Below are 12,332 nucleotides of genomic sequence, written 5' to 3'. Positions count from 1 at the left end.
TCCCGGGACGGGCTGCGGCGGGAGCGGGCGCCGGATCGTCATGTCCTCCAGCCTATGCCCCGCCCGCAACCGTCCGGCGCTCCGCCCCGGCCCGCCGCGATCAGCCGCGGCCCAGGATGAGGCCCATGGCCTCGGCCCGGGTCTCGGCGTAGTCGCGGAAGTCGCCGCGGACGGCCGAGGTCACGGTCTTGGCGCCGGGCTTGCGCACGCCGCGCATGGTCATGCACAGGTGCTCGGCCTCGATCACCACGATGACGCCGCGCGGTTCGAGGATGTTCATCACCGCGTCGGCCACCTGGCTGGTGAGCCGCTCCTGCACCTGCGGCCGCCGCGCGTACACGTCGACCAGCCGGGCCAGCTTCGACAGCCCGGTGATCTGCCCCTTCTTGTTGGGCGTGTACCCGACGTGCGCCAGCCCGTGGAAGGGGACTAGGTGGTGTTCGCAGGTGCTATATACCTCAATGTCCTTTACGAGCACCATCTCGTCGTGGTCGGCCTCGAAGACCTTGTTGAGGGCGTCCTCGGGGATCTGCCGCAGGCCGGCGAACTGCTCGGCGTACGCGCGGGCCACCCGGGACGGCGTGTCGCGGAGCCCGTCGCGGTCGGGGTCCTCCCCGATGGCGAACAGGATCTCGCGCACCGCCCGCTCGATGCGGGCATGGTCGAAACCGGAACCGTCCGCGGGGGGGGGCCGAGCGCCCTCCCCCGCGGACGGACCGTCGAACGAGTCGGTCACGTGGTCAGCTTTCGCCCTTGGACACGTCGGGCGACTGCTCGGGAGCGGTCGTCCCCTGCCCGTTGTTCTTGGTCAGGTCGGTGACGTCCTGCGGGCCCATCAGGGCCAGCTCCTTGGGCGTCAGCACCGGCGGGCGGTCGGACGGGAGCCGCTTGCCGTAGCCGGTGTAGGAGTTCTGGTGCGGCCGCTTGGTGATCGGCGCGAAGATCTCCAGCACCTGGTCCTTGGACAGGGTCTCCTTGTCCATGAGGTTGACCACGAGGTCGTCCAGGACGTCCCGGTACTCGACCAGGATCTCCCAGGCGGTGTCGTGCGCGGACTCGATGTAGCGGCGGACCTCGTCGTCGATCGCGGACGCGATGTCCTCGGAGTAGTCGCGCTCGTGGCCCATGTCGCGGCCGAGGAAGACCTCGCCGGCGCCGGTGCCGAACTTGCGGGCGCCGAGCCGCTCGCTCATGCCGTACTCGGTGACCATGTTGCGGGCGATCGAGGTGGCCTTCTCGATGTCGTTGGCCGCGCCGGTGGTCGGCTCGTGGAAGACCAGCTCCTCGGCGGTGCGGCCGCCCAGCAGCATCGCCAGCTGGTCGGACATCTCCGACCGGGTGGTGAGGAACTTGTCCTCCATCGGCAGCGTCATGGTGTAGCCCAGGGCGCGGCCGCGCGGCAGGATCGTCACCTTGTGCACGGGGTCGGAGTTCGGCAGCGCGTGCGCCACCAGGGCGTGCCCGCCCTCATGGTAGGCGATGATCTTCTTTTCCTTCTCCGACATCACCCGGGTCTTGCGCTCCGGCCCGGCCATGACGCGGTCGATGGACTCCTCCAGGGTGTCCATGTCGATCAGCTTCTGGTCGAACCGGGCGGTCAGCAGCGCCGCCTCGTTGATCACGTTGGCCAGGTCGGCGCCGGTGAAGCCGGGGGTACGGCGGGCGATCACGTCCAGGTCGACGTCCGGCGCGAACGGCTTGCCGCGGCCGTGGACCCGCAGGATGCCCTTGCGGCCCTCCAGGTCGGGACGGTCCACGGTGACCTGCCGGTCGAACCGGCCCGGGCGCAGCAGCGCCGGGTCGAGGATGTCGGGACGGTTGGTCGCCGCGATCAGGATCACGCCGCCCTTGACGTCGAAGCCGTCCATCTCGACCAGCAGCTGGTTGAGGGTCTGCTCGCGCTCGTCGTGGCCGCCGCCGAGCCCGGCGCCGCGGTGCCGGCCGACGGCGTCGATCTCGTCGATGAAGATGATCGAGGGGGCGTTGGCCTTGGCCTGCTCGAACAGGTCGCGGACGCGGGACGCGCCGACGCCGACGAACATCTCGACGAAGTCCGAGCCGGAGATCGAGTAGAACGGCACCCCGGCCTCGCCGGCGACCGCGCGGGCCAGCAGCGTCTTGCCGGTGCCGGGCGGGCCGTACAGCAGCACGCCCTTGGGGATCTTGGCCCCGATGGACTGGAACTTCGCCGGGTTCTGCAGGAAGTCCTTGATCTCTTCCAGCTCCTCCAGGGCCTCGTCGGCCCCGGCCACGTCGGCGAAGGTGGTCTTGGGGGTGTCCTTGGTGATCAGCTTGGCCTTGGACTTGCCGAAGTTCATCACCCGCGAGCCGCCGCCCTGCATCTGGTTCATGATGAACAGGAAGATCAGCACGATGACGACGATGGGCAGCAGGCTGAACAGCAGGTTCAGGAAAACGCTCTGCTTGGGAACCTCGACGTTGTAACCGCCGGGCAGCTTGCCCTGCTGGGCCTGCTGCTGCAGCTGCTCCTGCAGGCGGACTCCCTGGCCGTCGACCCAGGACGCCTGCTGCTGCTTGCCGTCCTTGAGGGTGACCTCGATCCGCTGGTCCTTGTCAATGATCTTGGCGGACTTCACCTGGCCCGCGGCGATCGACTGGACCACCTTGGAGGTGTCGGTCTTCTCGTAGGAACGGCCGGGGTTGACGCCCCACATGATGAGGGCGACCAAGAGGCCGAACAGCAGGATCCACAGCAGCGGCCCGCGAAAATAGCGCTTCACGTCCATTTATCCGGTTACCCCTTCGGGGCCCGTCCCTCCTGACCTTGCGATTCGCCCGTCCCGAGGGACGCGCGCCACTGTGAACCGGGTCCTTGCTCCGCGGGCTTCGCGGCCGGCTCGCCCGGCCGCCCGCGTGGATGCGTAAAGGTCCACCGTGACGGCCTCCTTAATGGCCTCCCGACACGAAGCCCGGGATATCGACGGTACACCGCAGGGCACAGCGGACGCAGCCAGGCGGCTGGGCCCTCCTCGCCTTCGATGTACCCGCATCTGATGTTCCCGCCGACGTTCCATGCAACGATCCGGTACGTCCCGTTGTTCCCTGGGGGTCACGTTCCCACGCTCCCGCCCCTTGCCAAACGGCACCCGGCCACGCTAGGGGGCCGGGTCAGCCGCCGTAAACATGCGGGGCGAGCGTTCCGACGAACGGCAGGTTCCGGTACTTCTCGGAGTAGTCGAGGCCGTAGCCGACGACGAACTCGTTCGGGATGTCGAAGCCCAGGTAGCGGCACTCGATCTCGGTCTTGACCGCTTCCGGCTTTCGCAGCAGCGCGCAGATCTCCAGCGACGCGGGCTTGCGCGAGAGCAGGTTGCTGACGAGCCAGGACAGCGTGAGACCGGAGTCGATGATGTCCTCGACGATCAGCACGTGGCGGTCGAGGATGTCGGTGTCGAGGTCCTTGAGGATCCGCACCACGCCGGACGACTTGGTGCCCGAGCCGTACGACGACACGGCCATCCAGTCCATCGAGGCCGGGGTGTGCAGATCCCGCGCCAGATCGGCCATGATCATGACGGCGCCCTTGAGGACGCCCACCAGCAGCAGGTCCTTGCCGGCGTAGTCGGCGTCGATCTGCTCGGCCAGCTCGCGCACCTTGGCCCGCAGCCGGTCCTCGGGGATCAGCACCTTCGCCAGGTCGGCGCCCAGGTCCTTCTCGTCCACGAATCCCACCCTCTTGTGACGGTCGCGGCCCGCGGGTCACGCCGGGCCGAAGAGCAGCCTGCCATATCGCCGGAACGCCCTGACGCTCCCGGGCAGGTCGACGTGCCGCTGCCCCCGCCACGCCGTGACCAGCCGGTCCACCTCCTCGACGTGGACCGCGGCGAGCGTCCCCGGCGGGCTGCCCGCCTCGATCGCCGCCATGCGCAGCACCCGCGTGCGGACGGCCCGCGGCAGTCCCGCGAGGCGCTCGACGTCGAGCTCGCCGGGCGCGGCCGCCGCCTCCGCGTGGGCGCCCGCGGCGAGCTCGTCGAGCGCGTCGGCGTCGTCGCGCAGCATCCGGCCGGTACGGGCCAGGGCCTCGGCGATCCCGGGTCCGAGGGCCTTCTCCAGTGCGGGCAGGGCATCGTGCCGCACGCGCACGCGCGCGTAGGCGCGGTCGTCGTTGTGGGGGTCGTCCCAGGGGTCCAGCCCCATCGCCTCGCACGCGCGCCGCGTCGTCGCCCTGCCGAGGTCGAGCAGCGGCCGCGCGTAAAGGACCTCCGCCCCGTCCCCGGCGGACCTGCGCACGAACGACGGCGGCATCCCGGCCAGGGAACGCGCCCCGGACCCGCGCGCCAGGCCCAGCAGGACGGTCTCGGCCTGGTCGTCCCGCGTATGCCCGAGGAGCACGGCGGCGGCCCGCAGCCGTACGGCGGCGCCGTCCAGCGCCTCGTAGCGGGCCTCGCGCGCCGCGTTCTCCGGCCCGCCGCGCTCGCCGACGGTCACCGCGACCGAGCCGGCCGGGTCGAGTCCGAGGTCGGCCAGCGTCCGGACGACCCGCGCGGCCCGCGCGTCCGAGCCCTCCTGAAGTCCGTGGTCGATCGTGACGGCCCCGGCGGGCCGCCCGTCCGGGCCCGACCGCGGCGCCTCGAACGCCAGCGCGCCCGCGAGGGCCAGCGAGTCGGCGCCGCCGCTGCACGCCGCGAGCACCATGGCGCCCGGCGGCAGCCCGTCCAGCACCCGCCGGACGGCGCTCCGTACCTGGGCCACCGCGGGGTCAGGCCCCATGGGCCTCCTCCGCCCGCGCCGGCCGCATGCCGTCGATCACGCGTCCATGCTGCCGTACGGGCGGGGGCGCGGGAAGCTCAGCCCTCCCCGGCGGCGGGCGGCGCGTCGATGGCGGGCGTGGCGGCGACCCGCGCGATCCACAGCGCCGGCTCCTTGATCTCGGCGTGGGTGGGGAGCGTCTCGGGCGACTCCCAGACCTTGTTGAAGCCGTCCATGCCGACCTCGGCGACGACGCGGCGGACGAAGCGCGAACCCTCGGCGTACTGCTTCATCTTCAGGTCGATGCCGAGGAGCCGGCGGATGGTCTTGTCCATCCGGCCGCCGCCCTCGCGGCGGCCCTGGAAGCGGGAGCGGATCTGCTGGACGGACGGGACGACCTCCGGGCCGACCGCGTCCATCACGTAGTCGCCGTGCCCCTCGACCAGCGTCATCACGGCGGTGAGGCGGTCGAGGATCTCGCGCTGCTCGGGCGACTGGATCGCGTCGATCAGGTTGCCCTCGCCGCCCCGGACGGCGTCCACGACGGCGTCGGCCGCCTCCTTGATCCGGTCGAGCATCGCGCCGGGGTCGAGGTCGGAGGCCAGCAGGAACCGCGTCATCTGGTCCTGCACGTACTCGCGCAGCCACGGCACCGCGGTGAACTGCGTGCGGTGCGTCTCCTCGTGCAGGCAGACCCACAGGCGGAAGTCGCGGGCGTCCACGCCGAGCTCCTGCTCGACCTGGACGATGTTGGGCGCCACCAGGGTGAGCCGGCCGGTCGGGTTGCGGCCCGACGGGTCCGGCGGCAGGAACAGCTCGTACTGGCCGAGGACGCGGCCCGCCATGTACGCCAGCAGCGCCCCGACCTGCACGCCCGTCACCCGGGAGCCGACCGCCTGGACCACCACGCCGCCCGCGCCGCCGCTCAGGCCGCCGGAGCCGCGGCGCTCCTGCATCTGCTCCATGAGCGGTTCGAGCACCACGCGGAAGCCGTCCACGTTGGCGCGGATCCAGCCGGGCCGGTCGACGATCGTCGCCGGGGCCGGATCCTCCTCCGCCGACCGCATCCCGGTGAAGTCGCGGACGTGCCCCTGCGCGGTCCGGGACAGCTCGCGGAGCTGCTCCACCACCGCGCGGGCCTCGTCCTGGGCGACCTGCGGACCGGGCCGGAGCAGCCGGGTGCCGGTCTGGACGGCCAGGTTCCAGTCGATCATTGAGGCGCTCATGTACTCCACCGTACGTTCGGGTCCCGGCGCCGGAGCGCCCGTGCTCGATCGTTCAACGAACGACCGTTCTGGTTATCTCCCGTACGGCGTTCGCCACACGCGGAGACGGCACCGAACCAGCCCGAACCAGCCGGATATCGCATATTTCCGCAGGCACTCCCCGATGCGGCGTCAGCAGCCGCAGGAGGCGGCCGCGGCGGCCAGCCGGTCGAGGTGCCCGGGGTCCACCGCGCCCTCGCCGTCGCCCATCATGAACGCGAACGCCAGCAACCGGCCGTCGGCGTCGTACGCGACCCCGGCGAGCGTGCTCACCCCGGCCAGCGTCCCGGTCTTCGCCCGCACCACCCCGGCCCCGGCCCGGCTGGACGGGGCGGTGTAGCGCGGCATGTTCAGCGTCCCGGAGAACCCGGCGACCGGCATCCCGGTGATCGCCGCGCGCAGCTCCGGACGCGCCGCCGAGGCGGCCACGGAGATCACCTGGGCCAGCGCGGCCGGGGTGATCCGGTTGGCGGTCGACAGGCCGCTGCCGTCGTTCACCTGGATGCCGGACCGGACGCCGAGCCCGGCCAGGACCTCCGTCACCGCCCGGGACGCGCCGTCGAACGAGGCCGGCCGGCCCATCTTGATCGCGACCTGCCGGGCCATCGCCTCGGCCACGTCGTTGTCGCTCTCCGTCATCAGGTGCTCGACCAGCTCGGCCGCCGTGGGCGACTGGACGGCCCCCAGCCGCGCGACCCCCTCCGGCGCGGTGACCCGGCGTCCCGCCTCGGCCTTCACGCCGTGGCGCGCCAGCAGCCGCGCGAACGTCGCCGCCGCGGCCGCTGGCGGGTTCGCGACGCGCGTCGGCACGGTCGGGTCCCCCGGCCTGACGCGGCCCTCGTCCACGGTCAGCGCGGACGGCGGCGCCAGCTCCCCGTCCGGGAGGTAGTTGGGCTTCCAGCCCGCGGCGGTACGGGGACCCTCGTACGCCGACACGTCGAAGTCCACCCGGACCTCGCGCACCCCGGACGCCTTCAGCGCCGCGGCGGTCTGCCGTGCCAGGTCGGGGAGGGAGGCGTACACCGGGCGTTCACCGTCCGTACCGTCCCCCGGTGCGGGCGCGGGCCGCGCGGTCACGGTAGGATCCCCGCCTCCGACCAGCACGACGGCGCCGCCGGCGCCCCGGACCGTCCGCGTGGCGATCCGGTGGGCGGGACCGAGCGTGGCCAGCGCCGCCACCGAGGTGATCAGCTTGGTGGTGGAGGCGGGCGTCGCGGGCCGGCCGGCGTCCGCGGCGAACAGCGTGCGCCGCGTCTCGACGTCGGTCACCACCGCGCCGATCCGGGTGCGCGCGTCCCGTACCAGCGGGGTCAGCCGCCCCGCCAGGGTGGCGGGGTCGGGCATCGGCGCGCCGGCGGCGTACGGTGCGAGGCCGCCCGCCGCGGCGGCCTGGACGGGCTCGCGCCCGGCGACGGACGGGGGCTGCGGCGACAGATGGCGCGCCGGTGTGAGTTTCGCCACTGCCACCCCGGCGGAGGCGGTGAAGACGATGAGGAGGGACAGCGTGATCGACAGCAGGCGGGTGGCCTGTTCCGGCACCTGACCGCCCCTCTCCCACTCACCACTCACCAACGTGCGACATCCTTATATATGGGAACACCCACCGTGAGGGTCGGCCTCACCCGCACGGACCCCGAAAGACTATGCACTGCGACCGCGCAGGGAGCGGAGGACACCTTGGATTTCGACGTCACCATTGAGATCCCGAAGGGCCAGCGGAACAAGTACGAGGTGGACCACGAGTCCGGTCGCATCCGGCTCGACCGGATGCTCTTCACCGCGACCCAGTATCCGGCCGACTACGGGTTCGTCGAGAACACCCTCGGCGAGGACGGCGACCCGCTGGACGCGCTGGTGCTGCTCCAGGAGCCGACGTTCCCCGGCTGCCTCATCCGCTGCCGCGCGGTCGGCATGTTCCGGATGACCGACGAGGCCGGCGGCGACGACAAGGTGCTGTGCGTGCCCGCGACCGACCCGCGCCAGGAGCACCTGCGCGACATCCACCACGTGCCGGAGTTCGACCGGCTGGAGATCCAGCACTTCTTCGAGGTCTACAAGGACCTGGAGCCCGGCAAGTCCGTCGAGGGCGCCAGCTGGGTCGGCCGCGTCGAGGCCGAACTGGAGATCGAGCGCTCCCTCAAGCGCGCCGCCGAGCAGGGCGGCCACTGAGGCGTACCGGCGCGCTTCCGCTTCCTGCCGCCCGGTGAGCCGGAACACTTCCGTACAGCACGGCCGTACGGGAGTGTTTCGCTTCACGGGGCGGTTTTCAGCCCGCGGGGCGCACGGCGCCGATGAGCCCGTCGCGCCAGATGCTCGACACGCGGACGCGCGCGCCCGTGTACGGCGCCTCCACCATCCGGCCGTCGCCGACGAAGATGCCGACGTGGTGGATCGTCGCGGGGTTCGACGTGTCGCGGGCGAAGAAGACGAGGTCGCCCTTGCGGAGCCGGTTCAGCGGGACGCGCGGGCCGGACGTCCACTGCGTTCCGGTCCAGTGGTCGAGGCGGACGCCGGCCTTCGCCCACGCGTGGAGGGCGAGGCCGGAGCAGTCGAAGCCGTGGATGCGGGAGCCGTGCGCGATCCCGTAGCTGGGGCCGCTCGCGTTGCCACCGCCCCAGGAGTAGGGCGTGCCGAGCCACCGGAGCGCGGCCCGCACGACGACCGAGCCGCGGCGCGCCGCCGCCACCGGACGGCTCGCGGTGCCGGAGGCGGCTCCGGCTCCGGTCCCGTTGGACGGCGCTCTCGCGCTCCGGATCTCGGCTCTTTCGAGGGCCTCCTGGCGTTCCCGCTGTAGCCGCAGCGCGCGTGCCTGCGCCTCACCGAGGCTCTCCTGCAGCCGCCGCTGCTCCGCCTCGATGCGCCGCACGGCCTCCCGCTGCTGGAAGACGGCGCGTTCGGCGGCCTGCCGGGCCTGGGCGGCGCGGATCGCGGCGGCGCGGCGCTCGTCGAACGCCGCCCGCGCCTGCCGCTGGAACAGGCCGGCGACGGTGCGGGCCGCGGCGGCCCGCTCGATCATGCCGGTCCGCTGCCGCGCGAGCGCCTGCACCATCCCGGCGCGGTCCATGAACCCCTGCGGGCCGCCCGTGCCGGACACGACGGCGGGCAGGGACGGGTCGCCGATCCGGTACGCGTCGGCGGCGAACGCGGCCAGTTCCCGCCGGGCCTCCTCGGCGCGGCGCAGCGCCTCCTCCTGGCGGAGCCGCGCCTGGACGTATCCGGCCAGCGCCCGGCGCATCATGACGAGCTCGCCGTTGTAGCGCTCGACGGCCTGCGCGGTCGCCGCGGCGAGCCGGTCCAGTTCGGCGCTCGCCTGCGCCAGCCGCGCCTTGGTGCGGCCGGCCTCGGCGGCCCGTTCGCGGACGCGCTCCCTGCTCGCGGCGACGTCGCGGGCGCTGGGCGCCGGGTCGGCCGCCGCCCGGGCCGGTGCCGCGGGCGGTGTCGCGGCGGTCAGCGCCGCCAGGGCCAGCGCGAGGGCGGCCAGGCGTGCCCCGGCGCCGGTTGTCCTCAGGACCACGGTTCCCCCTACCGCGTCGCACCGCTGAGCGAGTGATCAAGTACTCAGGGTAGTCATCGCTCTACCCGGAGTGCGGCCGAGGCACACCGCATGATCGACTCGCGTCGGGTCAACCCGATCCGGCGGGGGCGGCCGGCGTGCCGCCGGAGCCGGGCGGGGTCCCCGGATCGGACGGGTCCGGCGGCGGCGCGGAGGGCGGCGGGCTCGACGGCTCCGCCGGGGGCCGGGTGGGCGAGGGCGTCGGGGTCGGCGTCGGCCGCGGCCCGGGCGCCGTCGGCGACGGGTCCGGCGACGGGCCGGGGCCCGGGTCCGGAGCGGGCCGCCAGGTGACGCGGACCTCCGCGCCGCCCGGCGTGAAGGCGAGGCCGCCCTCCCCCTGGGAACGGGCCGTACGGGACACGTGCACCGCGATCCTGGCCGACTCGCCGGCCTCCAGGCGGCCGGACGCGCGGCTCGCCCGTACCGGGCCCCAGGTCGTGGCCCGCCAGTCGACCGGGCCGCCCTCGGCGCGCAGCTCGACCGTGCCGTCCGAGCCGTCCGCCAGGTCGAGGAAGAGCGGCGAGACGGCGAGCGCCCCTTCGCCGGGACGCGGCGCGTGCTCCCCGTGCGCCCCTCCGCCGGTGCCGCCGCCGGCGGGCGGGGACGGCAGCGCGGTCGGCGGCGCGGACGTGGCCAGCGCCCCGAGCGGGAACGTCGCCGAGACCGGCACGCCCGGACCGCCGGCGGACCGTCCGGGCCGGGCCGGGGCCGCGCCGCCCGGCGACCCGAGATCGCCGGTGACGACCGCCTGCGGGCGTCCGGCTCCGTGCCCGCCCAGCCGGAGCAGCGCCGCCCCCGAGCTGAGCAGCAGGGCGGCCGCGACCGCGCCCACCGCCAGCCACGCGACCGAGCGGCGCCGCCCGGAGTCGTCCGGGAGCGGGACGTCCGGCCGCCGCCCGCGCCCGTGGCCGCCGCCCTGGCCGCGGCCCCGCCGCCTGGAGCGCCGGCGCCGCCGGGGCCTCTCCGCGGACGCGGCGGCCCGGGCGCGGCGGGACCGCAGCGGGAAGCCGCTCGGCGCCAGCCCGTCCACCCGCGTCGCCACGAACAGCCGGTAGCCCACCAGGTCGGGGTCGAGGAACGCGCTCATCACGCGCACCCGCAGCTCGGCGGGCAGGTCCGCGCGCGGCAGCAGCCCGAACACCTTGGCCGCCGAGACGGTACGGGGCAGCAGCGCCGCGCACGTCGCGCAGTCGCGCGCGTGCCCGGCCAGCCGCTCGCGCAGCTCCCGGTCGAGCCCGCCGCGCCGCTCGCGCAGGAGGCGGCCGCGCTCGTCGCAGCCGTACGGGCCGCGGTGCGCGACGATCTCGGCGGTCAGCGCCGTCTCCAGCGCGGCGTGCGCGGCGTCGAGGGCGTCCTGCGCGTCCCGTACGGGCAGGTCCTGGACGGCCGCCAGGTCGTCCACCGACAGCTGGTGCCGGATCCGCAGCTCCAGCAGCTCCCGCTCGTCGGCGGCCAGGCCGAGCACCGCCTGCCAGGCCATCATCCGCTGGTCGACGTCGTCCTGGTCGTGGCTGGCGACGGGCAGGTCGGGCTCCTGTCCGGGCCGCGGCGGGCGGCGGCCGCACTCCAGCCGGGCCAGCGCGTACAGCCACGGCCCGAACCGGTCGGGGTCGCGCAGCTTGGCGGCGTGCGCCTCGGCCACGATGAACGTGTCGCGCAGGGCCACCTGGGCGGCGTCCCGGCAGCGCAGCTGGAACCAGCAGTACGCGTACAGCCGGTCGGCGTAGGCGTCGTAGACGGCACCGGCCGCGCCGGGGTCGCGGGCGCGGAGGGCCTCGACCAGGTGGTGGTCGTCCATGGAAAGAAAACTAAAGGGTCGGCGGCCGCTTGACAGCCAATTTCACAGATTCGAACTCAGGGACGAGCGTCGTTATGAGGCCGTTCCCGGAAACGGTTTGTGGATTGTGCTATTTATTCGGTCTTGTCGTACTACGTCCGCTCGTGCCCACGCCCGGAATAACCCCGAGTCAGAATGGGATCATGGGCGGCAGCACCCGCTCCGCCGCGGCCGCGATGGTCGTGACCTGCGCACTCGTGAAGATCACCGGACGCCCCGCGATACCGCCGGGAAGGGACCGGACCGAACGCAATTCCACTTCTCCGTGGCGCAGCCCTTCCCGCGGCACCCGCGCCCCGTGCACGGCCACGACCGCCTCGACCTCGACGACATGATCCAGCTCGTCCGCCAGCAGTTTCTCCACCAGGGTCGCGGCGTGCGCCGCCACGTCCACGCCGGCCGCGGGCCTGCTCCCCGCCCACAGCCGCCCCTGCTCCGACCGCAGCCGGACGCCCCGGCGCCACCGGCGGCTCGCGATCGCGTACACCCCGGTGAGGCCGATGACGAGATGGTCGAGATTGCTCTTCGAGTCCGGCAGCACCCGGTCGTGCAGGACGTGGAAGGCCGCCGGATCCAGCCGGGCCAGCCGGCGGCCCGTCCGGCGCTCGGCCAGCGCGCCCCGCCGCCACTCGGTCGCCGCGCCCGGCCGTGCCCGCCCGTACACCGCCTGGCCGGCGAAGACCGCGGCGGCGACGGCGATCCCCGCCCACCACACCGCGACGCCGGCCGCCACGACCCCGGCCCCGGCCGCCAGCACGGCCTGGACGACCAGCCGCTCGCGCCGGTCCCGCCCGGCGAGCGCGCGGTAGCGCGACCACGCCGAGTCGCCGGCGCCGGACGTGCCGCCACCCCCAACGCTGCGCACCGAAAGCCCCTTCCCGCCCACCTCTCCCGGCTCCTGCAAGCGTGCGCCGATGCTCCGCCGCGTTCAAGGGCTTCACCGGACTCGCGATATTGACAGTGTCAT

The 12,332-nt window shown here is 73.8% G+C and carries 10 protein-coding genes; 1 reads left to right on the top strand and 9 read right to left on the bottom strand.

Features of this window, described 5'->3' with window-relative positions:
- Nucleotides 1-100 precede the first annotated feature (100 nt).
- The 6 genes from folE to dacB form a co-directional block, all read right to left on the bottom strand.
- Nucleotides 101-736 (bottom strand): GTP cyclohydrolase I FolE, encoded by a 636-nt coding sequence (folE, locus tag ACA361_RS39150; protein ID WP_375020198.1) that lies wholly within the window; start codon nucleotides 734-736, stop codon nucleotides 101-103.
- Between the two features lie 4 nt (nucleotides 737-740).
- On the bottom strand, nucleotides 741-2,747 hold the full coding sequence (gene ftsH / locus ACA361_RS39145) for an ATP-dependent zinc metalloprotease FtsH (RefSeq protein WP_375020197.1): 2,007 nt from the start codon (nucleotides 2,745-2,747) through the stop codon (nucleotides 741-743).
- 382 nt (nucleotides 2,748-3,129) lie between these two features.
- On the bottom strand, nucleotides 3,130-3,684 hold the full coding sequence (gene hpt, locus ACA361_RS39140; protein WP_366619130.1) for a hypoxanthine phosphoribosyltransferase: 555 nt from the start codon (nucleotides 3,682-3,684) through the stop codon (nucleotides 3,130-3,132).
- Nucleotides 3,685-3,720: 36 nt separating this feature from the next.
- On the bottom strand, nucleotides 3,721-4,731 hold the full coding sequence (gene tilS, locus ACA361_RS39135) for a tRNA lysidine(34) synthetase TilS (RefSeq protein WP_375020196.1): 1,011 nt from the start codon (nucleotides 4,729-4,731) through the stop codon (nucleotides 3,721-3,723).
- Nucleotides 4,732-4,808: 77 nt separating this feature from the next.
- Nucleotides 4,809-5,924 carry a zinc-dependent metalloprotease gene (locus ACA361_RS39130; protein ID WP_375020231.1) on the bottom strand — a complete coding sequence of 372 codons (1,116 nt, stop codon included), beginning with the start codon at nucleotides 5,922-5,924 and terminating at the stop codon, nucleotides 4,809-4,811.
- Nucleotides 5,925-6,107: 183 nt separating this feature from the next.
- Nucleotides 6,108-7,514, bottom strand: a complete 1,407-nt coding sequence (gene dacB / locus ACA361_RS39125; protein ID WP_375020194.1) for a D-alanyl-D-alanine carboxypeptidase/D-alanyl-D-alanine-endopeptidase — start codon at nucleotides 7,512-7,514, stop codon at nucleotides 6,108-6,110.
- A 138-nt stretch (nucleotides 7,515-7,652) separates the two neighbouring features.
- Here dacB and ACA361_RS39120 point away from each other — a divergent pair, with 138 nt between their 5' ends.
- Complete coding sequence (locus ACA361_RS39120) at nucleotides 7,653-8,144, top strand: inorganic diphosphatase (protein WP_366619135.1); 492 nt, start codon at nucleotides 7,653-7,655, stop codon at nucleotides 8,142-8,144.
- A gap of 97 nt (nucleotides 8,145-8,241) precedes the next feature.
- Here ACA361_RS39120 and ACA361_RS39115 read toward each other — a convergent pair whose 3' ends face one another.
- The 3 genes from ACA361_RS39115 to ACA361_RS39105 form a co-directional block, all read right to left on the bottom strand.
- On the bottom strand, nucleotides 8,242-9,489 hold the full coding sequence (locus tag ACA361_RS39115; RefSeq protein ID WP_375020193.1) for an NlpC/P60 family protein: 1,248 nt from the start codon (nucleotides 9,487-9,489) through the stop codon (nucleotides 8,242-8,244).
- A 109-nt stretch (nucleotides 9,490-9,598) separates the two neighbouring features.
- Entirely contained in the window at nucleotides 9,599-11,326 is a 1,728-nt protein-coding gene (locus tag ACA361_RS39110; RefSeq protein ID WP_375020192.1) for an RNA polymerase sigma factor, read from the bottom strand.
- Nucleotides 11,327-11,495: 169 nt separating this feature from the next.
- Nucleotides 11,496-12,230: a nuclease-related domain-containing protein gene (locus ACA361_RS39105; RefSeq protein ID WP_375020191.1), complete on the bottom strand. Its 735-nt coding sequence runs from the start codon at nucleotides 12,228-12,230 to the stop codon at nucleotides 11,496-11,498.
- Between the last annotated feature and the right edge of the window lie 102 nt (nucleotides 12,231-12,332).

Origin of the sequence: Actinomadura sp. 21ATH (assembly GCF_041951345.1) — a bacterium.
Lineage (GTDB): Bacteria > Actinomycetota > Actinomycetes > Streptosporangiales > Streptosporangiaceae > Spirillospora.
The sequence above is the reverse complement of the archived record's forward strand: the minus strand, read 5'-3'. Positions and strand labels throughout refer to the sequence as shown.